Here is a 20,713-nt window from a genome sequence, read left to right as displayed (position 1 = left end):
GATGCCAGGGATGTGGATACCCGCGGCAAACAGCACATCCCGCCACAGTCCCCCGCCGCGGGCTTGAAAACATGGGGTCAGCGTCTTGCTGAGCTGCCGAACCTGATGTCGACACCAAGGGGAAGGGCGGCGTCGAGCAGCACCTGCGATAGCGCCAGGCGGCTTACGCCACGCGCCGGTGTGTCGTCATACCGGATATCGGCAAGCGTCCAGTCACGATGACAGGTGCCGAGCAGGCCCGTCACGGGAACACTGGCGTCACGGAAGGCGCTGCCGACACCCAGCAGGTCAAGGGCGGCGACGCCTTGAGGTTGTATCAGCACGCCGGCGCCGAGTGGCGCCATGGCGGGGTGCTTTTCGAACACCGTGACGCGATGCCCGATACGCGCCAGCGCAATGGCGGCAGCCAGGCCGGCCGTGCCCGCGCCAACGATTCCAATCTCGATAGAATTGCTATTTGGCATCATCCAGTCATTCTAGACGATGTCTGTACCGTGGGAAAAAATCGCCCTCGGAGGGCTTTATGACGCCCGCTTCTGCGAAATCGACCGGTTGAACTCTAGCCAGCCATTGCCAAGCTCGGTCACCCGGTAGTCGTTACCGACACGCTGCAAAAACAGATTCGATTCCAGCCAGGTGCGTATCTCCTCGCTCATCGGAATCGCATCCAGGCCACATTGAATGCTGTTGAGCGCGCGCACGCAGGCGAAATGCTTGAGCGCTTGCCTTCCCTTTGCGGTGATCACCGGCTTGCCGTCCTCGTCCAATCCAATCATGGCAAAGCGCTTCAATTCGGGGGGACACTCGGCGCTCGTCATGCGATGCATGCCGGTGTCGGCCTCGAAGCGCAGGCGGTGCAGGATCGCCATGCCGGCCGCGTCGAGGGTGACGGCCTCGTCTTCGTCGACGTGCGCCGTTTCGCGCCGATCCACGGGCGCGGACGGGGCTTCATCGGTGCGGCGAGGCAGCCTGCGACGGTCTTCGGGGATGGCCAGTACGCGTTCGATCAGCTCCTCGTCGAGGCCGTTGCGCATGAGTAGATTCTTCGCCGCGGCGTTGCCGAAGCCGCGCCGCATGGCAAACACCGTGCGCAGGATTTTTGCGGTGACGCCATCGGTGCGTCGGTCTCTCAAACGTCGATCAGGGTGAGTAGCGAGGGGCATGGTGACCGAAAGGCATGTCGATCACTCATCATAGCAAAAAAACATCGAATTCGGGGGAGCAAGGATTTGCCCAGGCGTTGCAATACCTAGAGCGCTTGTCCACCCAGCAACAGGACACTGAACCACCATGCCTCCCATAAGTCGATTTCTGGACTCGTGATCGTTAGTGAGTTTTTCGCTTAGGCAAAATGCTATGCTGACCTGAGCATCTGCCTTATTTTGACTGCAATGACAATTGCTCATAGTATTCGCTTCAGCCGCTGACAAAGAGCGTCCGGTTTGGGGTCGGAAGCAGCCTCGCGTGACACGCCGAGTTTGTCGGCTCGGCAACATGTTATGCTGGCTCGACCGTCTGCTACCGGCTAGGCGCATACATTCAATGTATAGCTGCATCCTATGCATTAGCTGCCGCGGATGAAGCAGGTAACTTCGACAGGAAATTGTGTGCACGAGGCTCATTGTTGATATCAACCTATCTGGTCATACGAAGCGTCGCAACGCTGGGTCTATTGATCTTCTCGACCACAACCGTGGCTGACCAAATGTTTCTCAATTCAAAAAATGAAGCGTCGGGCCGTACGGCTATCATGGAAGACGATGGGCAGGTGGCGTACCTCTACCTCACCGCTTCATCAAGCATGCAGATCGAGCGAGACGTCATTCTTTACATGAGAGTTCCACCGATCAGCCAAGCTGAGTGGAGGAGCATCAACGAGGCTAAATCTACGCCCTTGTTAACCATTGATATCACAAGTCCCATCGCTGTCATACAAGATCCAGCGAAAGTTGAATTCGAATTTAAGTGGTCGCGAGACGGAAATTCCATCGCACTTTTACGTTATGGACAGCCGTTGGCTTTCACGTCCACAGCAGAAAGACTCGGCTACTCCAAGGCTGTAGTAGCCACCTCGCCGTTTGCCAACCCTTGGGAGCAAGCAAAGTACGATGCGATCTTCAACAAATAGGTTGAACGGTGGCTCCGGGCCCGCAGCAGCCTGCTATGACACTGCGAGGATTTCTCGGCTCGGCAACATGTTACGCTGGCTCGACCGGCCGCAAACGGCCAAGAGCCGATATTGTCGCTTACTTCAAGCATGGGTGCGATGCCAAACGGATGAGTAAGGGGCTTATGTACTGGCGTTCGCAAATTCGGCTTGCACCAACACTACTGGTCGTGCTTGGAAGCGTCCTTTCGGCGTTCATTTTTGCAGGTTGCTCAACGCCTACGATTGTTGTCTTTGCAAACGGAATGAGCCACAACGTGGTTGTTACCTATAGAGATGACCAACATAGAATCGTCGAAGTAGACGTTGCTCCCAACTCTAGTTTCGAGATAACGCATCTCTTAGACACGCATTTTTCGATCCGCACATCGCAGTCAACTTTGAGTCATGAGCGCGTAGATGTTCTGGAGGAATATATTTATGGAAAGGGCTTCGGGCCTTACTTTAAACGTATGGTAAAGGCCCAGTTAGAGCCAGACGGATGTGTTTATTTGTATGGCAAAAAGGATGAACTCTTGGCTCTTAAACCTCCAACACAGCCCCTAAATTTTCCTTTATGTGGTCGCTAACCTGGACCCGACTTCGGATCTAAGCGGAAGTGAACCCGTTGCCGTCCTGCTCAGTTCTGGTACGTCCGTTTTGGGCCGGTTGCTATCATCCAGCAGAGACGGCAATCCTCCTCAGCGAACCGCTCCAAAACAAGATGGGGACCAAAATGAGTCGGCGACCTGGACGCCTGCTGAATGTCAGCCTGCTTTCGATAATCTTGCTGAGTGATCGTCAGGCGCACGCTGCGCCGATTGACCCGCCACAGGCGCCGCCGGTCTGGTCGCCGGCCAGACCGGATTGGCTACGCGCATTGGGCGACAGGGAGCGGTATTTATTGTTGGGCCCAAAGGAAGGCTCAGAATTTCGACGCCACCCTGACATACCCGGACCGGGTCAAATCCGCGAGTCCGCATTTGCCGCTGCGCTGAGAAACGCCTGGAAGAAGGGCGTGATCGAACGCGGCGTCGAGGGCTATACCGAGGTCCTGATCCAATGTCAGAAGGAGCAGTCTCCGGCGCTCACCACACCATTCATGCGCAGCGACAGTCAGCAAGCGCATTGTTTTCGATTTTGACGCCGCCAAGCGCAAGGCCAGCTTGCGCTCGAGGTTCGCGATGACGCTTCAGTCCGGATGAAACTCTTCCGCCGACACGAACAGATCCCAGCTGGCCACGAACAGCGCCGCGATCACCGGTCCGATCACGAACCCGTTCAGCCCGAACAGCGCCATGCCGCCGATGGTCGACAGCAGCACCATGTAGTCCGGCAGCTTGGTGTCCTTGCCGACCAGTACCGGACGCAGGAAATTGTCGACCAGGCCGATGACCAGCGTGCCCCAGAGAATCAGCGCGATGCCTTGCCAGGTCGAGCCGGTGACCAGGAAGTAGATCGCCACCGGCGCCCACACCAGCGCCGCGCCGACTGCCGGCAGTAGCGACAGGAAGGCCATCACCACCGCCCACAGCAGCGGCGCCTGCACGCCCAGGAACCAGAACGCCAGTCCGCCCAGCGCACCCTGGGCGATCGCCACCAGCACGTTGCCTTTGACGGTGGCGCGGATCACGGTCGTGAAATTGTTGAACAGGCGCGTCTTGTAGCGCCGGCTGAGCGGCACCGCGTTCTTGATGCGCGCCGACAGCATCTGGCCGTCGCGCAGCAGGAAGAACAGCAGGTAGAGCATGATGGTGAGGCCGACCAGGAAATTCATCGTGTTGCGGCCGATGTTGATGGCCTGGCGCGCCGCGACCTGGCTGGCCTGCGACGCCATCGCCGACATCTTCTGCTGCAGCGCCGCCAGGCTGGTGAGATCGAACCGGTCGAGCAGGTTGACCACCCATTGCGGCAGCGCGCCGAGGATCTGGCGGAAGTACAGGCCGAAGTCCATGTGGCCCGAGGCGACCATGTCGTACACGCCGACGGCCTGCTGCACCAGCGAGGCGCCGATCAGCGACACCGGCAGGATCACGATCACCACGATGGTCAGGAGGGTCAGCAGGGCGGCCACGGTGGGCTTGCCCTTGGTCGCCCTGAGCAGGCGGTTGTACAGCGAGTTGAACAGGATCGCCAGCACGACGCCCCAGAACACCGCGCCGAAGTAGGGCAGCAGGATCCAGCCGAAGCCGATGGTGACCATGGTCAGGAGGACGAGGAAGGTTTTTTGCTGCAGCGAGTACTGGGGCGGTAGTGAATTCATAGAGGCTGGCAATGTTATATTTACAATTCCGGCCATGATAGTGCATCGCGCGCATGAGCGTGCGCGCGTGTCCGCGCGGCACGTATGCGCGCGAGCGCGGACGCGTGCGCCACCCACCGGCGCAGGCCGGGATCGGCCGGCAGGCGCGAACAGCACTAGCTCAGGCGTCCGGAACTGTGCTCGACGGCGCCGCCGCCGCGCCGGTAGCCGACAAGGCGGCCTGGCTTGCCGCCGGTGTGGACGCCGGCGTCTCGCCGTCATTGTTCTTGTCGCCGCGTTTGCGCCGGCTGTTGGCCGCGACCACGCCCACGCCCAGGATCGCCAGGCTCAGCATCGCGCCCAGCGAAGGCGCGGCCAGCCAGCGCAGCGACTGGTCGGGCGGTTCGGTGGCCGCCTGCTGGGCCGGATCGGATTCGTCGAGATTGTCCAGCGGCCCGAGCGCCGCCTGCGGCGCGCCGGCCAGGAACGGCGCCAGCTCGAGTGCGAAGGCGGCCGCATCCTGCGGCGTGCGGCTGAACAGGAAGCGGCCGTCGCGCACCACCGCGCGGTTGATCCAGGTCGCGCCGGCGTTGACCAGGTCGTCGCGCACGCCCGGCCACGAGGTCAGCGTGCGGCCCTTGGCCAGGCCGGCCGAGACCAGCACCAGCGCCGCATGCGACATCGCGGCGATCGGCTTGGCGGCGGCATCGAAAGCCTGCACGAAGGCGCGCGCCGCGGCCGACTGGCGCAGCAGGTCGGGACCGATGTAGCCGCCGGGGATGAGCAGGCCGTCGAAGTCGGCGGCGCGCGCATCCTCGACCTTCAGGCCGACCCGCAGCAGGTCGGCCGGCTGCTGCACGTTCATGCCGCGGATGCGCCCGGCGCGCAGCGCGACCACGGCGCAGGCCGCCCCGGCCGCCTTCAGCGCGGCGGTCGCGCTCTCGAGCTCGGACCGCTCGTAGCCATCCGCCGCCAGCACGGCGATCCGCTTGCCGGCGAGTTGCGCCGTTCCTTCCATGCCGTCCTCCATTTGGCTGTCCCTTGACAGCAGAGTGGGCAGGGGGCGATTTGGTTCCGCGTCACCGTGAGAATCCACGCATTTATCGATCGCCACGGGTGCTATCCTTCCGGAAAATAATCTTGAAGGACATTTCTCATGCGTCAGTTTCACAAGCGTCCGCTGCGCCGGCCCGGTTTCCTCGAACGCGGGCCCGTGCGCGCCGCGCTGCTGCCCGCGATGCTTGCCGCGCTGCTTGCCCAGATGCCGCTGAGCCAGGCCGCGCCCGACACGGCACCGGTGGCGGCAACCGCACGCGCGGCCATCGATCCGTCCGCGGTGATCCCGGTCGGTCCGCAAGTCAAGGTCGGCAAGCTGGACAACGGCCTGACGTACTACATCCAGAAGAACGGCAAGCCCGAGCACCGGCTCGAGCTGCGCCTGGTGGTCAAGGCCGGCTCGGTGCTGGAAGACGAGGACCAGCGCGGCCTGGCCCACTTCCTCGAGCACATGGCGTTCCAGGGTTCGACCCATTTCGAGAAGCACCAGCTGGTGTCCTACCTGCAGTCGATCGGCGTGAAGTTCGGCGCCGACCTGAACGCCTACACCTCGTTCGACGAGACCGTCTACATGCTGCCGGTGCCGACCGAGAACAAGGAGTACGTCGAGCAGGGCTTCACGGTGCTGGAAGACTGGGCGCACGGCCTGCGCCTCGATGAGGCCGACATCGACAAGGAACGCGGCGTCGTGCTGGAAGAGGCGCGCCTGGGCAAGGGCGCCGGCGAGCGCATCCGCAAGGTGCTGTTCCCGAAGCTGTTCAACGGCTCGCGCTACGCCGAGCGCCTGCCGATCGGCCAGGAAGACGTGATCCGCAACGCCAGGCCCGAGGCGCTGCGCCGCTTCTACCGCGACTGGTACCGGCCCGATCTGATGGCGGTGGTGGTGGTCGGCGACATCGACCCGCTCGAGGCCGAGCGCCTGATCAAGGCGCATTTTGCCGGCCTGAAGAATCCGGCCAAGGAACGCGCGCGCACCTACCCCGAGATCGCGCCGCTGGCCGGCACCGAGGCGCTGGTGGTGACCGACAAGGAGATCGGTACCAATTCGGTGGCGCTGCGCTATCCGCTGCGCTACGCGCCCCAGAACGGCACCTACGGCGAATACCGCGAGCAGATGGTCGAGCGCATGTTCGGCCTGATGCTCAGCCAGCGCCTGGGCGAGCTGGCGCAGCAGCCGGCGCCGCCGTTCATGGCGGCCGGCGCCGGCGTGGGCGCGCTGACGCCGAGCTACAAGGGCTATACCGCCAGCGCATCGCTGGGCGCGGGCGGCGCCGGGCCGGCCATCGCCGCGCTGCTGCAGGAACAGCAGCGTGTGCGCCAGTACGGCTTCAGCGCGCCCGAGCTCGAGCGCGTGCGCAAGGCGATCCTGCACGGCCTGGAGCGCGCCTACAACGAGCGCAACACCACCGATTCGTCGCAGTACGTCGACGAGTACACGCGCAATTCCCTGACCGGCGAAGAGATTGGCGGCATCGAGGCCGAGTACAAGCTGGCGCAGGCCATCGTGCCGGCCATCGGCCTGGAGGAAGTCGACGCGTTCGCGCGCAAGACCATCCCGCTTGACGCCGGCAAGCTCGTTCTCTACGTCGGCGGCGAGGACAAGAGCGCTCCGGCCCCGAGCGGCGCGCAGCTGCTGGCGGCGGCCGCCGCGGCCGAGCGCACGCCGGTGAGCGCGCGCGTGGAAAAGCAGCTGGCCACCGAGCTGATGGCGCGGCCCGCCAAGCCGGGGGCGATCGTCGAGGAAGCCAGGGACGAGCGTATCGGCCTGACGCGCTTGAGCCTGTCCAACGGCGTCAAGGTGATCCTCAAGCCGACCGACTTCCAGAAGGACCAGGTGATGCTGCTCGGCTACCGCCAGGGCGGCCAGACCCTGTTCGAGCCCAAGGACTTGCCGAACGTGCGCTACGCCACCGCGATCGCCTCGGCGATGGGGCTGAAAGACTTTACGCCGTTCGATCTGCAAAAGATCCTGGCCGGCCGCACCGCCAACGTCAGCGTGACCATGGGCGAGTACACCGACACGGCCAACGGTTTTTCGGGCAGCAGCGCGTCGGATGTGGAAACCATGCTCCAGCTGATGTGGCTGCGCTTCCAGGCGCCGCGCCGCGACGAGGGCCTGTACAAGTCCTTCATGGGCAAGCAGCAGGAAATCCTGCGCAACCGCCTGGCCACGCCCGAGGCGCGCTTCGGCGACGTGCTGGTCGACACCTTGTACGCGCGCCACCCGTACGAGCCGCATCCGCTCACGCTGGAAGACGCGAACCGGGTCGACCTCGACCGCAGCCTGGCCATTTACCGGCAGCGCTTTGCCAGCGCCAAGGGCATGACCTTCGTGCTGATCGGCGATTTCGATGTGGACAAGATCAAGCCGCTGCTGGCGGCCTACCTCGGCACGCTGCCGACGCCGGATCTGCCGCTGGCCTACCGCGACGTCGGCCTGCGCATCGCCAGGGGCGTGATCAAGAAGGAAGTGCGGGCGGGCAGCGAGCCCAAGAGCACGGTCGCGGTCATCTTCAGCGGCCCGGCCGCCTGGTCGCCGGCCGAGAGCCTGCGCATGTCGGCGCTGATGGAAATCATGAACCTGCGCATCATGGACATCCTGCGCGAAAAGCTCGGACTGATCTACACCGGCAGCATGCAAGGCAGCGTGGAGGAGGTGCCTTACCAGCATTACTCGATCAGCGCCAACCTGCCGACCGGGCCGGAAAAGGTCGAGCCGGCGATCGCGGCGCTGTTCGCCGAGATCGAGCGCATGAAGACGCAGGGCCCGGAGCAGGCCGACCTCGACAAGTACAAGCGCAACTGGCACGTCAGCCACGCGCGCTACCTGCGCGAGAACAGCGCCTGGTTCGGCAACCTGTTGTTCTCGGTGATGCACGGGACCGACCCGGCGCGCATCGTGACCATCGAAAAGGACGTCGACGCGCTCACCGCGGCCGACGTGCAGAAGACGGCGCAGCGCTACTTCGACACGAACAATTACGTGCAGGTGGTGCTCGATCCGGAAACCGCAGCAGCCGCCAAGGTGGCGAACGCCGGACAGTCACAGTAGATTTGAAATAAGTTGTTTCAGCCTAAGTTGTGCCGGATGGGAAAAGGTTATTGTGGCGATACCCCGTTTATGCAGTATGGATATCTCGCAAAACCATGGCTTCCCATCATGCACATCATGTCACCGGCATCGCCGCCGGTGTGATCGCTGCCGCGCTCGTCGAACAGGCCGGCGCCGGCGGGCCCCTGCACGTGTGGAGCCTGGCCGCCGCTTTCATGGGCACCATTGGCGGTACTGCGCCCGATTGGCTGGAGGTGGCATGGTGGTCGCGCAAGCGCAAGCTGTGGATCGCCCATCGCAGCTGGACGCATTGGGGGATCGGTTGGTTCGTCCTGGCGCTCGGCGCCTGGATGGCGCTTGACGCGATTGCCTGGGCGCCGCTGGTGCTTGGTTTTGCTGCCGGCGGCCTCATGCACCTGCTGGCGGACTGGCCCAATCCGATGGGCGTGCCGTGGATCCTGGGGCGGCATTCGCTGAAATGGTGGAAGAGCGGTCGCTGCGATTTGATCGTGATCGCAGCGGCCTGGGTTGGCGCTTTCGTCGTGTGCGACGGCGTATTCTTCGACAGCGAGCACCTGCACAGCCTTGCCGGCAGTTTTGCGCATGCGGCGCACCTGCAGCACCTGCCGCACCGGCGTCTGGGCTGACGCCACCCATCCTTCAAAAAGGCCGGCTGGTCAGCTGCCTGATGCGCGCGACGCTGTCGACGATGGCGGCGGGCGGGCGCAGGGCGCCCGCCAACGATCCCAATCCCCCGGCATTGCTGACCGCGGCAGTCAGTTCGGCGGACGATGCGTTGCTCATCGGCCCGAGTACGATCGGGTGGCTCGCCGGTATCGGCGGCACAGCGACACGAAGTCACAAACATTTAACAGATGGCGTGTGTGCCCGGTAGGCATCGGTAACATGTTGGTCAACATTTACTGATCATGCAAGACCGCAATGCCGATTTCTGTTCTGGTAGTCGAGAAAGACCCGCTCACACGCGAGACCCTGGTGTATATGCTGGAGACGCTGAAGTACGTTACCGTGGCGGTCGGCAGCGCCAGAATGGTCTACGACATTCTCGATTCGGTGCACTTCGATGCGCTCCTCGTGAGCCTGGATCTGTCGGATCCGGACGGCGTCGGCATCGCCATGGATGCCAAGGCTTACCAGCGCAGCATCAAGGTGGTGGTGGTGAGCGGCCGGTACCGGCCCGACAGCCTGCATTCCCTCGTCGACGGCTACGTCGAGAAACCGTTCACCCTCAAGCAGATCGATGACGCGATAAAGGGCGTGCTGCAGATCGAGGACTGAGACTGCCGGCCGTGCCGGCATACATGCTGCGCATCAGGTCAGCCGGCCCTGGCTGCGCTCCAGGTACACGTGGCGCTGGCCGACGTAGAACACGGCCGCCACCGCGATGAACAGGACCACGACCGCGTAATGGCCCGTACCGCCGACATGGATGGCTTGCCACAGCTTCATCGCTGCCAGCAGCAGCCACGGCAAGGGGGCAATGAAGCGTAAGTTGCGTTGGAAAAAACTCATTTGATTTTCTCCTCAGGCTGACGTCAATGAATGGGCGGACATGGCGAACAGGCCGGCCGATGATTATTTTTACACATCCTTACAAAAGACGCTGTGGCTTTTCTGGCGTGTGTTGCGTCGAATTCAGCGTATTTTGCGGCTATTTCCGTGACGCCACATTGGTCCCAGCGTGCAGGCCACGAAGACCAGGAACAGGCACTGGGCCGAGAACGCCGGCCAATCGAAGCCGTAGGCCAGCCCGACCCAGGCATTGATCGCGACGTCGGCAACGATGATTGCGGCGCTGGCGGCCAGCCCGGCCCGCAGCGCCAGCCACAGCAGCAGGACGGCGAGCGGATCGAGAAAAGTCAGCGCGGTCCAGAAACCGCTGACGAAGCTTGGGACGCCGCCGTAGTCCCAGCCCAGGCCGTGCGCCAGCACGATGCGCGCGTGGTTGAAGGTCGCGCCCAGCAGGGCCAGCGTGTAGATCGCGCGCGCGACACGCGGCAGGCGTCCCGGGCGCTTGCCGGGCAGGGCGACGCCGGCGACGGTGCCGGCGGCATTCTCGTTCATGACGGAGCTTTCGGATGCGCCGGCGCGCACGGGGCGTCGGACCGGTGTCATTCTGGCACGGCAGCTCATCCATCCGCCATCGATCTTGGATATGCATTTGTCCAAAAGCGTGCGCCGCTCGCAGGCCCAACAATGCATCATGGCAGCATTGAGGTATGGAGAAAACATGGTGTGGATGGAATGTTGGAACGCGATCCGGGAAGAGTTCGCGGACCTGGGCGATGCCGGCGACGTCACGCGCGTCCTGGTGCGGCTGCTGATGGCGATGCTGATGGGCGGCCTGCTCGGCTTCGAGCGCGAATCGGCCAAGGCGACGGCGGGACTGCGCACGCATATGCTGGTGGCACTGGGCGCGGCCTTGTTCGTGCTGGTGCCGCAGCAGGCCGGCATGGACCTGGAAGGCGTGTCGCGCGTGATGCAAGGCCTGACCGCGGGTATCGGCTTCCTCGGCGCCGGGGCCATCCTCAAGCAAAACGACAAGGGCCGCATCCAGGGCCTGACCACGGCCGCCAACGTCTGGCTGACCGCCGCCATCGGCATGGCCGCCGGCATGGGCCGCGAAGCGACTGCGCTGGTGAGCACCGTGTGCGCGCTGGTGGTGCTGGCCCTGGTCCGCTGGGCGGTCAAGGACCGCAACGAAAGCCACGAAGAGGACGCCAACGAAACCGACGAGACGGAAACGCCCGAATGATGCGCCCGGATGATGCGCGGATGACGCCGTGATGATGTCCGGCGCGGCGCCGCCTCAGGCGAACGTCGCGGCGCCGCCAACCCGCAGCGCGCCGCCGCGCACGTCGTCGGGCATGTCATCGTGCACGTCGTCGTGCACCTCATCGACCACCCGGCGCACGCGGATCAGGCAATCGCGCCCGCTCATGCGGCCCTGGCGCAGGTCCAGGTCGATCGCCGGTCCGCTTGCCGATGCATTGGCGAGCGCGACCGCCAGCGCGCCGGCTGCGACGCCGGTCGCGCTGTCTTCGAGCCTTGGATCGAGGTGGTTGAAATTGCGACCTTCGAACGCGCCGTCGGGCCGGCGGCACCACACGTACAAGCCGTTGACGCCATGCGCCTTGCCCCAGGCGGCGATCGCAGCCAGGTCCGGCCGCAGCGCATACAGCACCTCGCGGTCCGCCACTTCGACCAGCAGCTTGGGACTGCCGATCGACGCCACGCGCGCGCGCGTACGCGCCGCGAACCCGGGTGCATCCAGCAGGGCCGCCAGCGCACCATCGTCGACGTCGACTTGCGGCGCCGGCTGGGCGGCGATGCGCACGTAGTAATCGGCGCCGTCGCGCGACAGCTGCAAGTGCTGGTGATTGACTGCGGTCCGCACCGGCAGCGTCTGCGCCTGCGGCGCGCGCGCGAACAGCACCGCGGCCACGCCCAGCGTCGCGTGCAGGCAGAGCGGGCTGCGCATGTGCGGATAAAAGAAGTCGACGCGCGCGATGCCATCTTCACCGTCCTGGTCGATGAAGACGCAGGTCGTGTTGCGCGCGCGCGCGAAGGCCTGGCGCGCGGCCGTATCGGCGTCGTCACCTTCGATGACCAGGGCCGGGTTGCCGTCACCGGGGACGGCGCCGAAGCAGAGCAATGAGTGGACGTGCATGTTTCGCAATGACGATGTCGCAATGAGAGATTGATCAGCTATACTGTGTTTTTATACAGTATTGTCCGTTTTCAGGACTATTTTAGACCGATCTGCCCATGCCATCCGCGCCGCCGCCCCCACGACCAGGACTCCCCGCGATGTTGCCCGACTATGCAGAGCTTTTCTGCCTGTCGAACTTCTCCTTCCTGCAGGGCGCCTCGCACGCCGAGGAACTGGTCGAACGCGCGGTGCAGCTGGGTTATTCGGCCCTGGCGATCACCGACGAATGCTCGCTCGCCGGCGTCGTGCGTGCGCATGGGGTGGCCAAGCGCGAAGGGCTGCCGCTCCTCATCGGCGCGCACTTTCATCTCGAGCACGCGGACGGTTCGCCGGCCCCTTCGCTGCTGCTGCTGGCGCAGAACCGCAACGGCTACGGCAACCTGTCCGAACTGATCACGCTGGGCCGCACCCGCAGCGAGAAGGGTAGCTACCTGCTGCGTCCCGCCGACTTCGACGATCCGCCCGCCCACCTGGCGCACCTGAAGGGCATGCCGGACTGCCTGGCGATCCTGCTGCCGCGCTATCCGGGGCACGAGCCGCACGACGTCGACCGCCTGCACCGCGAGGCCGCCTGGCTGGCCGCGACCTTCCCGGGCCGCGCCTGGATCGGCCTGACGCTGCTGCTGCGCGCCTTCGACGACGCCCACCGCGCCACCGTCGACGAAGTCGGCTGGCAGCACGGCTTGCCGATCGTCGCACTGGGCCACGTGACCATGCACGTGCGTTCGAGGAAGCCCTTGCAGGACACCTTGAGCGCCACGCGCATCGGCAAGCCGGTGGCGCAATGCGGCTACCAGCTCGCGCCCAACGCCGAGCAGCACCTGCGCTCGCGCCTGCGCCTGGCCAACATCTACAGCCCGATGGCGCTGGCCGAGACGCTGCACATCGCCAGCCTGTGCACCTTCAAGCTGGACGAGCTGCGCTACGAATACCCGGACGAGGTGGTCCCGCCCGGCCACACGGCGGCCAGCTACCTGCGCCTGGAAACCTGGACCGGCGCGCACCGGCGCTTCCGCGAGGGGATCCCGGCCAAGGTGCAGGCGCAGATCGAGCACGAGCTGGCCCTGATCGCCGAGATGCGCTACGAGCACTACTTCCTGACCGTGTACGACATCGTGCGCTTCGCGCGTTCGAACCACATCCTGTGCCAGGGGCGCGGCTCGGCGGCCAATTCGGCGGTGTGCTACTGCCTGGGCATCACCGAGGTCGATCCGTCGCGCGCCAACTTATTGTTTGAACGGTTTATATCGAAAGAGCGCAACGAACCGCCCGACATCGACGTCGACTTCGAGCACCAGCGGCGCGAAGAGGTTATCCAATACATCTACCGGAAATACGGGCGCACCCGGGCGGCGCTGGCGGCGGTGGTGATCAGCTACCGGCCGAAAAGCGCGCTGCGCGACAGCGGGCGCGCGCTCGGCGTCGATCTCGCCATCATCGAAAAGGTCTGCAAGCAGCATCACTGGTTCGACGGCAAGGCCGACCTGCTCAATCGCCTGGCCGAGAGCGGCCTCGATCCCCAGGCGCCGCTGTCGCAGCAGTGGGCGTCGCTGGCGCAGCGCCTGCTCGGTTTTCCGCGCCACCTGTCGCAGCATCCGGGCGGCTTCGTGATGGCGCGCGGGCAGCTGTCGCGCCTGGTGCCGATCGAGAACGCGACGATGGCGGAGCGCAGCGTGATCCAGTGGGACAAGGACGACCTCGAGGAGCTCGGCCTGATGAAGGTCGACGTGCTGGCGCTGGGCATGCTGTCGATGCTGCGCCGCGCCCTGGAACTGGTCGGCCAGCGCCACGGCACCGAGTTCGAGCTGCAGGATATCCCGGTCGACGACAAGGCGACGTATGACATGATCTGCGCGGCCGACACGGTGGGCGTGTTCCAGATCGAGTCGCGCGCGCAGATGAGCATGCTGCCGCGGATGAAGCCGCGCCGCTTCTACGACCTCGTCATCGAGGTGGCGATCGTGCGCCCTGGTCCGATCCAGGGCGGCATGGTGCACCCGTATCTGCAGCGGCGCGAGCGCAAGGAGCCGGTCACGTATCCCAGCGCGGACATGAAGCTGGCATTGGAGCGCACGCTGGGCGTGCCGATCTTCCAGGAGCAGGTGATGCAGGTGGCGATCCTGGCGGCCGGCTTCACGCCCGGCGAAGCCGACCAGCTGCGCCGCGCGATGGCGGCCTGGAAGCGCAAGGGCGGGCTGGAAAAGTACTACCAGCGCATCGTCGGCGGCATGCTCGAGCGCGGCTACGACCAGGCTTTCGCCGAGCAGATCTTCAGCCAGATCCAGGGCTTCGGCGAATACGGTTTTCCCGAGTCGCACGCGGCCAGCTTCGCGCTGCTGGCCTATGCCAGCTCATGGCTCAAGTGCCACGAACCGGCCGCGTTCCTGTGCGCCCTGTTGAACAGCCAGCCGATGGGTTTCTACAGCCCCTCGCAGCTGGTGCAGGACGCGCGCCGCCACGGCATCGAAGTGCGCCCGGCCGACGTCACGATCAGCGGCTGGGAGTCGGTGCTCGAGGATCTGGAGAACACGGCGCGCGCTCAGCCTCCGGTGCGCCTGGGCCTGCACATGCTGCGCGGGATGAACAGGGAGGCCGCCGAGCGCATTGAGCTGGCGCGCGCGATCCGGCCTTTCCTCGACGTGGCCGACCTGGCGCGGCGCGCCGACCTCGATCGCAGCGACCTGCAGGTGCTGGCCAGCGGCAATGCGCTGCTCGGCCTGGCCGGGCACCGGCGCCAGGCGCTGTGGGAAGCGGTCGGCGCCGCGCCGAGCAAGGACTTGCTGCGCCCGGCCACCTTGAACGAGGACACGCCAGTGCTGGCGGCGCCCACCGAAGGCCAGGAAATCGTCGGCGACTACCGCGCGCAAGGCTTGACGCTGGGCCGCCATCCGCTCGCGCTATTGCGCGCGCAGCTGCTGGCCAAGCGCTTCCTGCCGGCCGATGTGCTGATGGACTTTCAGAATGGCCAGCTGGCGCGCGCCTGCGGCATCGTCACCGTACGCCAGCGGCCCGGCACGGCCAACGGCGTGCTGTTCCTGACCATCGAGGACGAGACCGGCAACGTCAACGTGATCGTCTGGCCGACGCTGGTGGAAACCCAGCGGCGCGAAGTCCTGAACTCGCACCTGCTGGGCGTGTACGGCGTGTGGCAAAGGGAAGGGGAGGTCAGGCACCTGGTGGCCAAGCGCCTGGTGGACCTGTCGCACCTGCTGGGGGAGCTGGATACGCGCAGCAGGGATTTTTGTTAGCCGAACACTGTCGTCATTCGGGTCCTACTCGATGATCGCACGCAGCCGCGCCAGCGCATCCTCGACGACGAAGTCCGGCGCCGCCTCGACCTTTTTCGCCTGGCGCGCAGTCAGATCCAGCGTACGAACCATGTTGACCAATATGACGCCCTGCGTTTCAGTACCCGATCCGCTCAAGGGAATGGCGAAGCCAGCGTAGCGGGCAAACTCGCCGCCTTGCGTGATCGGCGCGACCAGCGCCACGCCCATCAGATTGAAAGCGGCCGGCGACAGCACCAGAGCAGGGCGGAAGTCGCCCTGCTGTTCACGGCCAATGGTTGGATTCAGGTTGACACGTACGATGTCGCCGCGATTGAACGTGGTCCGCCTTACCATACCTCTTGTCCGACCGGTTTGGCTTCTTCCCAGCCCTCGATATCGGCAGGGGGTGCGGCTTTGAGGTCGCACTGGGCCATCAGGTCGGCCAGCGCATAGCTTTTGCGTGCCGGGCGCAGCACTAGGCCATCTGCCTGCATGTCGGCGCTGAGTTTGTCGCCGAGCGTCACGCCAAGCTGGTTCAGCAGCAAGGCCGGCAGCCGGACCGCTGCGCTGTTGCCCCATTTTTGAATAGAAAGTTCCATAGTCACCTCCGATGTAGATACATTGTAGATCATCATGATCGTGATATCAAATGGATCGCCAGTGCAGGGGCGGCCTCAAGTCGACTTTAACCGGACATAGGGATGGATGACCGGCGACCCGTCCTTGTGCACTTCCTTGACCTCGACGAAAGGCAGTCGGCGCATCAGTTCCCCGAGTTTCACGCAGCCATAATTGCGGGGGTCGAAGGCGGGGCTGTTCTTCAGGATGAGATTGCCGACATGGCCGAGAGGCGCAAAACCATCGTCCCGTGTCGCTGCCTCGATCGCTATGCGTACGATGGCTTGCGTTTCACCGAGAGCAATCGCCGCTGCGTTTTGTGCGCTTCCGACCTGCAGATCGGGGCTTCCTGTCATCAAGACTTCTGGCCTCAGGATCTCCGTGTAAATGAACTTGTCGCAGGCCGCCACAAACGCCGCCGGCGTCTTCTTTTCGCCAAAGCTGTAAACCAGCAGACCTGATTCACGAACGCGCGTCGCAAGACGGGTGAAATCGCTGTCGGAAGACACCAGGCAGAACCCGTCGACTTTGCCGGAGTGAAGCAGATCCATCGCGTCGATGATGAGCGCAGAATCCGTTGAGTTCTTGCCGGTTGTATAGCTGAACTGCTGAATCGGCTGAATCGCCATCGAATGAAGCGATTCCTTCCAGCCCTTGAGGTTCGGTGTGGTCCAGTCGCCGTAAGCGCGCTTGACGGACGCGATGCCATGTGTGGACACTTCACTAAGCATAAACGATACACCCAATGAAAAGCGCCGCTTTGCGGCGGCGCTTTTTCGATCGAGAGCCGTGGTGCGGCGTGGCCCTGAATCCGCGATCAGAACTCTTCCCAATCGCCCGCCGTCACCGCCTCGACCCGCTTGACCGGCTTGGCGCCGGCGCTGCTGGCCACCGGCGCCGCCACGCGCGCACGCGCAGGAGCGGGCGCGCGGGCAGGTGCAGGTGCAGGCAAACGCGCGGCGCGGACACCGCAGCCGCCGCCGCCGCATGCAGCGCATGCGCACGATCGAGCTTGAACACGCTGACCACCTCGGCCAGCTTGCCGGCCTGTTCCTGCATCGACGAGGCCGCGGCCGCCGCTTCCTCGACCAGGGCGGCGTTCTGCTGGGTCACCTGGTCCATCTGCGAGATCGCACCGTTGACCTGCTCGATGCCGCCGGTCTGTTCCTGGCTGGCGCTGGTGATCTCGGCCATGATGTCGGTCACGCGCTGGATCGAGCCGACCACCTGGCCCATCGTGGCGCCGGCCTGGCCGACCAGGCGCGCGCCGGCGCCGACGTCGGTCACCGAAGCGCTGACCAGTTCCTTGATTTCCTTGGCGGCTGCGGCCGAGCGCTGGGCCAGGCTGCGCACTTCGCTCGCCACGACCGCAAAGCCGCGGCCCTGCTCGCCGGCGCGCGCCGCTTCGACGGCGGCGTTCAGCGCCAGGATATTGGTCTGGAAGGCGATGCCGTCGATCACGCCGATGATGTCGGCGATCTTGCTGGCCGAGGCGTTGATCGCGCCCATCGTGGTGACGACTTCGCCGACCACGGCGCCGCCCTGGACCGCGACTTCCGACGCGGCGATCGCCAGTTGGTTGGCCTGGCGTGCGTTCTCGGCGTTCTTGCGCACGGTCGAGGTCAGCTCTTCCATCGAGGCCGCGGTTTTTTCCAGTGCCCCGGCTTGCTGTTCGGTGCGGCTCGAGAGATCGAGGTTGCCGGCGCTGATTTCGCGCGAGGCGGTGGCGATGGTGTCGGTGCCGCCGCGCACCTGGCTGACGATGTCGACCAGGCTGTCGTTCATGTGGCGCAGGGCGCGCAACAGGGCGCCGGTCTCGTCGCGAGGATGAGGGCAAAGCCAAGGCCAAGGCGTTTGCCGATCTTCATGTTTGCAACGAATCCCATCGTATTTCCTTTTGACTGAAGGCCGGCCGCATATGAAGACGCCAACTCCGACGGGAGCGTGGGTCCGTGCTCGAGCGGCGGGCCGGAGAGGGAGGATTCTGACGAATGGAGTTGCCTTATAGAACTATAAAATTCTTGTTAAATATTTTGTGACAACAGTTTGTATCGTTTCGCCGACGGTCAAACAAACAAGATTGCAAAAATCGAACATTGTTGCACTGCGACGTATCTGTTAGCCTGAAAAAGGCTGCCTGTGATGGCGGCCGCTCTTTCGTCTTACCCGAACAATGTGAAGCATATGAAACCATCCAGCATTTTCCTGCGCCGCGCCCTGTCCGCGGCCGCTATCGCCGCAGCGTCAGGCGCAGCCTCGAGCGCAGGCGCCGCTCCGCTGCCGGCGCCCTTCGCCGCCCAGCTCAACGCCAACTACCCGGCGATCGAAAGCCTGTACCAGGACCTGCACCGCAATCCGGAACTCGGTTTCCAGGAACACCAGACCTCGGCCAAGCTGGCCGAGCGCGTCAAGGCCTTGGGTTATGACGTCACCACCGGCGTGGCCGGCACCGGCGTCGTCGCCATCCTGAAGAACGGCCCCGGCCCGACCGTGATGCTGCGCACCGAAATGGACGCGCTGCCGGTGCAGGAAAAGACCGGCCTGCCGTTCGCCAGCAAGGTCACGGTCAAGAACGCCGCCGGCGACACCGTGTCGGTGGCGCAGGCCTGCGGCCACGACCTGCACATGTCGGCCTGGTACGGCACCGCCAAGCTGATGGCGGACAACCGCAAGGCCTGGAGCGGCACGCTGATGCTGATCGGCCAGCCGTCCGAGGAAACCGTGCACGGCGCCGAGGCGATGCTCAAGGACGGCCTGTTCACGCGCTTCCCGAAGCCGGACTACGCACTGTCCTTCCATGACGACGCCACCATGCCGTCCGGTACCATCCTGTATCACGCCGGTGCGTTCCGCGCGTCGTCGGACGTGGTCAACATCACGGTGTTCGGCCAGGGCGGCCACGGCGCCGTGCCGCATGAGGCGCGTGACCCGATCGTGATCGCGGCGCGCCTGGTGATGGCGCTGCAGACCCTGGTTTCGCGTGAAAACAACCCGATCGACCCGGTCGTGATCACCATCGGCAGCATCCATGGCGGCACCCAGGCCAACATCATCCCCGACCAGGTCAAGCTGTCGCTGTCGGTGCGCACCTTCAAGCCGGAAGTGCGCAAGCGCGTGCTGGCCAGCATCGCGCGCGAAGCAAGGGGCGAGGCGATGGCCGCCGGCGCGCCGAAGGAGCCGCTGGTGCAGGTCGAGCCGGGCACCGATTCGGTCTACAACGACCCGGCCCTGATCGAGCGCATGGTCAAGGCGGCGCAGGGCGCGGTCGGCCCCGAGTTCGTCAAGGAGATGCCGCCCAAGATGACGTCGGAAGACTTTTCGCAGTACGGCATGCAGCCGGGCGTGAAGGCGATCCTGCTGCACGTGGGCGCGGTCGACGCCAAGCGCCTGGAAGCCGCGAAGAAGGCCGGCGAACCGCTGCCGGGCACCCACTCGCCGCAATGGGCGCCGGATTTCAAGCCGACCGTGGTCAACACCATCAAGGCCGAGACCGCGATCCTGCTCGACCTGATGCCGCCCAAAGGCTGAGCGGCAGGCCGGTTCAAGCGCTGACGTATTCCATGACCGTGATGGTCGTCGTGGTGCGGCCGCGCTTGACCGAAAAGACATCGCCGCCGAGGCTGTCCCAGGAACACAGGCCCGCGACGGGTTGCGAGCCGTCGCGGCAGACGATGCGCTCGCCGTCTTGCGGCGCGGTGCGGCGGGCTTTGACCAGGAACTCGTCCAGGCGCTTGTAGCGGCCGGGCTCTCGCGTCAGGAGTTTGCCGAGTTCGGTGCGCGCGAAGTCGATCCAGGCTTCGTCGCTGCGGTCCGGCGCCTGCGCGTGGGCGGCGATCAGGGTAAAGCGGGTCGTGACGTAATCCTCGCAGCCATCCTGGCGGATGGCGAGGCGCAAGCCGGGCCGCAGCTGGGCGGTTTCCGTCGACGTGTCGGCGCTGCGCTTGTCCAGCGTCTGGCCAGGATAGGCTTTTGCCCGCAATACCGGGTCCGGCGCTTTGAGCGAGCAGCTGTCCGCGGCCAGAACGGCGCCGCCGAGCGCGTACGACAGCGTGGCCGCAAACGCCATGGAGTTGCACTGCCATACGCACTGCCGCCTCACGCCGCCCGCGTTCCGTAGTAGGTATGGACCTCGCCCATCCAGCTCTGGTCGGCCATGTCCGGCCAGTGGTCGGTGTCGAAGCCGGGCGCGCTGTCGATGCGTTCCTTCGGGATGTCCATCGTGAAGCGCTTGTTGGCGGGATCCAGGGTCAGCGCCTGCCAGGGCACGGCGAACAGCTTTTCGCCCAGGCCGAGAAAACGGCCGGAGGACATCACCGCATAGGCGATGCCGCCGGTGCGCATGTCGACCATGAATTCCTTGATCACGCCCAGGTGCTCGTTCTGCAGGTTGTGGACGTGGTCGCCGATCAGCGTGTTGGCGCCCATCAGCTCGGGGCCCGGTCCCTTGCCGTTCTTGTTCTTGTACATACCGTAGTCGTCGCGCTCTTCATAGGACATCTTGGCCTCCTTCGTGGAAGGCCAAGGATAACGCGAGTACGGCGAAGTTCGGTTCGCACGCGCACGTTTTTCGGGGTCGTGCGGCCGGGTTCGCCCTGTC

At 64.7% G+C, this 20,713-nt stretch carries 22 protein-coding genes and 1 pseudogene; 9 read left to right on the top strand and 14 right to left on the bottom strand.

The window, feature by feature from the left end; translation table 11 throughout:
- Nucleotides 1–77: 77 nt before the first annotated feature.
- Both FA90_RS12610 and FA90_RS12605 read right to left on the bottom strand, forming a co-directional pair.
- Entirely contained in the window at nt 78–467 is a 390-nt protein-coding gene (locus FA90_RS12610; protein ID WP_051971746.1) for an NAD(P)/FAD-dependent oxidoreductase, read from the bottom strand.
- Between the two features lie 54 nt (nt 468–521).
- Complete coding sequence (locus FA90_RS12605) at nt 522–1,133, bottom strand: hypothetical protein (protein ID WP_156116694.1); 612 nt, start codon at nt 1,131–1,133, stop codon at nt 522–524.
- Nucleotides 1,134–1,693: 560 nt separating this feature from the next.
- Between FA90_RS12605 and FA90_RS12600 the strand changes: the two genes are divergently transcribed.
- The 3 genes from FA90_RS12600 (at nt 1,694) to FA90_RS26450 (ending at nt 3,290) form a co-directional block, all read left to right on the top strand.
- A complete protein-coding gene (locus FA90_RS12600) occupies nt 1,694–2,128 on the top strand; it encodes a hypothetical protein (protein WP_156116693.1) in 435 nt (144 codons plus the stop codon).
- Nucleotides 2,129–2,163: 35 nt separating this feature from the next.
- Nucleotides 2,164–2,736 carry a hypothetical protein gene (locus FA90_RS26455; RefSeq protein ID WP_156116692.1) on the top strand — a complete coding sequence of 191 codons (573 nt, stop codon included), beginning with the start codon at nt 2,164–2,166 and terminating at the stop codon, nt 2,734–2,736.
- Between the two features lie 146 nt (nt 2,737–2,882).
- Nucleotides 2,883–3,290 carry a hypothetical protein gene (locus tag FA90_RS26450; protein ID WP_156116691.1) on the top strand — a complete coding sequence of 136 codons (408 nt, stop codon included), beginning with the start codon at nt 2,883–2,885 and terminating at the stop codon, nt 3,288–3,290.
- A gap of 48 nt (nt 3,291–3,338) precedes the next feature.
- Here FA90_RS26450 and FA90_RS12590 read toward each other — a convergent pair whose 3' ends face one another.
- Entirely contained in the window at nt 3,339–4,409 is a 1,071-nt protein-coding gene (locus tag FA90_RS12590) for an AI-2E family transporter (RefSeq protein ID WP_036169182.1), read from the bottom strand.
- 160 nt (nt 4,410–4,569) lie between these two features.
- Entirely contained in the window at nt 4,570–5,406 is an 837-nt protein-coding gene (locus tag FA90_RS12585) for a DJ-1/PfpI family protein (protein ID WP_081934094.1), read from the bottom strand.
- A 138-nt stretch (nt 5,407–5,544) separates the two neighbouring features.
- Between FA90_RS12585 and FA90_RS12580 the strand changes: the two genes are divergently transcribed.
- Complete coding sequence (locus tag FA90_RS12580; protein WP_239700715.1) at nt 5,545–8,496, top strand: pitrilysin family protein; 2,952 nt, start codon at nt 5,545–5,547, stop codon at nt 8,494–8,496.
- 95 nt (nt 8,497–8,591) lie between these two features.
- The gene (locus tag FA90_RS12575; protein ID WP_081933826.1) at nt 8,592–9,143 is read left to right on the top strand and encodes a metal-dependent hydrolase; all 552 of its coding nucleotides are present in this window, start codon (nt 8,592–8,594) and stop codon (nt 9,141–9,143) included.
- A 13-nt stretch (nt 9,144–9,156) separates the two neighbouring features.
- Here FA90_RS12575 and FA90_RS25675 read toward each other — a convergent pair whose 3' ends face one another.
- A complete protein-coding gene (locus FA90_RS25675; protein WP_275041316.1) occupies nt 9,157–9,342 on the bottom strand; it encodes a nitronate monooxygenase in 186 nt (61 codons plus the stop codon).
- Nucleotides 9,343–9,438: 96 nt separating this feature from the next.
- Between FA90_RS25675 and FA90_RS12570 the strand changes: the two genes are divergently transcribed.
- Complete coding sequence (locus FA90_RS12570; protein WP_036169180.1) at nt 9,439–9,795, top strand: response regulator; 357 nt, start codon at nt 9,439–9,441, stop codon at nt 9,793–9,795.
- Nucleotides 9,796–9,828: 33 nt separating this feature from the next.
- Here the strand turns inward: FA90_RS12570 and FA90_RS12565 are convergent, their stop codons facing one another.
- Together FA90_RS12565 and FA90_RS12560 are read right to left on the bottom strand one after the other, a co-directional pair.
- Nucleotides 9,829–10,029: a hypothetical protein gene (locus FA90_RS12565; protein WP_036169178.1), complete on the bottom strand. Its 201-nt coding sequence runs from the start codon at nt 10,027–10,029 to the stop codon at nt 9,829–9,831.
- Between the two features lie 123 nt (nt 10,030–10,152).
- Nucleotides 10,153–10,581, bottom strand: a complete 429-nt coding sequence (locus tag FA90_RS12560; protein ID WP_156116690.1) for a hypothetical protein — start codon at nt 10,579–10,581, stop codon at nt 10,153–10,155.
- 166 nt (nt 10,582–10,747) lie between these two features.
- On the opposite strand from FA90_RS12560, the gene FA90_RS12555 reads away from it, so the two are divergent.
- On the top strand, nt 10,748–11,272 hold the full coding sequence (locus FA90_RS12555) for an MgtC/SapB family protein (protein WP_051971745.1): 525 nt from the start codon (nt 10,748–10,750) through the stop codon (nt 11,270–11,272).
- A gap of 54 nt (nt 11,273–11,326) precedes the next feature.
- Here FA90_RS12555 and FA90_RS12550 read toward each other — a convergent pair whose 3' ends face one another.
- Entirely contained in the window at nt 11,327–12,187 is an 861-nt protein-coding gene (locus FA90_RS12550) for a PhzF family phenazine biosynthesis protein (protein ID WP_081933823.1), read from the bottom strand.
- 140 nt (nt 12,188–12,327) lie between these two features.
- Between FA90_RS12550 and FA90_RS12545 the strand changes: the two genes are divergently transcribed.
- On the top strand, nt 12,328–15,477 hold the full coding sequence (locus FA90_RS12545; RefSeq protein WP_036169176.1) for an error-prone DNA polymerase: 3,150 nt from the start codon (nt 12,328–12,330) through the stop codon (nt 15,475–15,477).
- 24 nt (nt 15,478–15,501) lie between these two features.
- On the opposite strand, the gene FA90_RS12540 is transcribed toward FA90_RS12545, so the two are convergent.
- The 4 genes and pseudogenes from FA90_RS12540 to FA90_RS12525 all read right to left on the bottom strand — a co-directional run.
- Entirely contained in the window at nt 15,502–15,852 is a 351-nt protein-coding gene (locus FA90_RS12540; protein ID WP_036169174.1) for a type II toxin-antitoxin system ChpB family toxin, read from the bottom strand.
- On the bottom strand, nt 15,846–16,097 hold the full coding sequence (locus FA90_RS12535) for an AbrB/MazE/SpoVT family DNA-binding domain-containing protein (protein ID WP_036175489.1): 252 nt from the start codon (nt 16,095–16,097) through the stop codon (nt 15,846–15,848). Before FA90_RS12535 ends, FA90_RS12540 begins: the two co-directional genes overlap by 7 nt.
- 75 nt (nt 16,098–16,172) lie before the next feature.
- Complete coding sequence (locus FA90_RS12530; RefSeq protein WP_239700713.1) at nt 16,173–16,949, bottom strand: NYN domain-containing protein; 777 nt, start codon at nt 16,947–16,949, stop codon at nt 16,173–16,175.
- A pseudogene (locus FA90_RS12525) lies at nt 16,934–17,940 on the bottom strand (methyl-accepting chemotaxis protein); the annotation flags it as partial. The pseudogene FA90_RS12525 and the gene FA90_RS12530, both read right to left, overlap by 16 nt.
- A 360-nt stretch (nt 17,941–18,300) precedes the next feature.
- Between FA90_RS12525 and FA90_RS12520 the strand changes: the two are divergent.
- Nucleotides 18,301–19,644 carry an amidohydrolase gene (locus FA90_RS12520; protein ID WP_036169172.1) on the top strand — a complete coding sequence of 448 codons (1,344 nt, stop codon included), beginning with the start codon at nt 18,301–18,303 and terminating at the stop codon, nt 19,642–19,644.
- Between the two features lie 13 nt (nt 19,645–19,657).
- On the opposite strand, the gene FA90_RS12515 is transcribed toward FA90_RS12520, so the two are convergent.
- Nucleotides 19,658–20,182, bottom strand: a complete 525-nt coding sequence (locus FA90_RS12515; RefSeq protein ID WP_036169170.1) for a hypothetical protein — start codon at nt 20,180–20,182, stop codon at nt 19,658–19,660.
- 29 nt (nt 20,183–20,211) lie between these two features.
- A complete protein-coding gene (locus FA90_RS12510) occupies nt 20,212–20,613 on the bottom strand; it encodes a PRC-barrel domain-containing protein (RefSeq protein ID WP_036169169.1) in 402 nt (133 codons plus the stop codon).
- Nucleotides 20,614–20,713: the final 100 nt, after the last annotated feature.

The organism is Massilia sp. 9096 (assembly GCF_000745265.1).
Classification (GTDB): Bacteria; Pseudomonadota; Gammaproteobacteria; order Burkholderiales; family Burkholderiaceae_D; genus Telluria.
Note: the sequence above shows the minus strand (reverse complement) of the source record. Positions and strands in the feature narration are given on the sequence as shown.

What these genes read in the sequence shown, in the direction of transcription:
- FA90_RS12610 (WP_051971746.1), bottom strand. Translation starts at nt 467, where the DNA reads ATGATGCCAAATAGCAATTCTATCGAGATTGGAATCGTTGGCGCGGGC.
- FA90_RS26455 (WP_156116692.1), top strand. Translation starts at nt 2,164, where the DNA reads ATGACACTGCGAGGATTTCTCGGCTCGGCAACATGTTACGCTGGCTCG.
- FA90_RS26450 (WP_156116691.1), top strand. Translation starts at nt 2,883, where the DNA reads ATGAGTCGGCGACCTGGACGCCTGCTGAATGTCAGCCTGCTTTCGATA.
- FA90_RS12590 (WP_036169182.1), bottom strand. Translation starts at nt 4,409, where the DNA reads ATGAATTCACTACCGCCCCAGTACTCGCTGCAGCAAAAAACCTTCCTC.
- FA90_RS12585 (WP_081934094.1), bottom strand. Translation starts at nt 5,406, where the DNA reads ATGGAAGGAACGGCGCAACTCGCCGGCAAGCGGATCGCCGTGCTGGCG.
- FA90_RS12580 (WP_239700715.1), top strand. Translation starts at nt 5,545, where the DNA reads ATGCGTCAGTTTCACAAGCGTCCGCTGCGCCGGCCCGGTTTCCTCGAA.
- FA90_RS12575 (WP_081933826.1), top strand. Translation starts at nt 8,592, where the DNA reads ATGGCTTCCCATCATGCACATCATGTCACCGGCATCGCCGCCGGTGTG.
- FA90_RS12570 (WP_036169180.1), top strand. Translation starts at nt 9,439, where the DNA reads ATGCCGATTTCTGTTCTGGTAGTCGAGAAAGACCCGCTCACACGCGAG.
- FA90_RS12565 (WP_036169178.1), bottom strand. Translation starts at nt 10,029, where the DNA reads ATGAGTTTTTTCCAACGCAACTTACGCTTCATTGCCCCCTTGCCGTGG.
- FA90_RS12560 (WP_156116690.1), bottom strand. Translation starts at nt 10,581, where the DNA reads ATGAACGAGAATGCCGCCGGCACCGTCGCCGGCGTCGCCCTGCCCGGC.
- FA90_RS12555 (WP_051971745.1), top strand. Translation starts at nt 10,748, where the DNA reads ATGGTGTGGATGGAATGTTGGAACGCGATCCGGGAAGAGTTCGCGGAC.
- FA90_RS12550 (WP_081933823.1), bottom strand. Translation starts at nt 12,187, where the DNA reads ATGCACGTCCACTCATTGCTCTGCTTCGGCGCCGTCCCCGGTGACGGC.
- FA90_RS12545 (WP_036169176.1), top strand. Translation starts at nt 12,328, where the DNA reads ATGTTGCCCGACTATGCAGAGCTTTTCTGCCTGTCGAACTTCTCCTTC.
- FA90_RS12540 (WP_036169174.1), bottom strand. Translation starts at nt 15,852, where the DNA reads ATGGTAAGGCGGACCACGTTCAATCGCGGCGACATCGTACGTGTCAAC.
- FA90_RS12535 (WP_036175489.1), bottom strand. Translation starts at nt 16,097, where the DNA reads ATGGAACTTTCTATTCAAAAATGGGGCAACAGCGCAGCGGTCCGGCTG.
- FA90_RS12520 (WP_036169172.1), top strand. Translation starts at nt 18,301, where the DNA reads ATGAAACCATCCAGCATTTTCCTGCGCCGCGCCCTGTCCGCGGCCGCT.
- FA90_RS12515 (WP_036169170.1), bottom strand. Translation starts at nt 20,182, where the DNA reads ATGGCGTTTGCGGCCACGCTGTCGTACGCGCTCGGCGGCGCCGTTCTG.
- FA90_RS12510 (WP_036169169.1), bottom strand. Translation starts at nt 20,613, where the DNA reads ATGTCCTATGAAGAGCGCGACGACTACGGTATGTACAAGAACAAGAAC.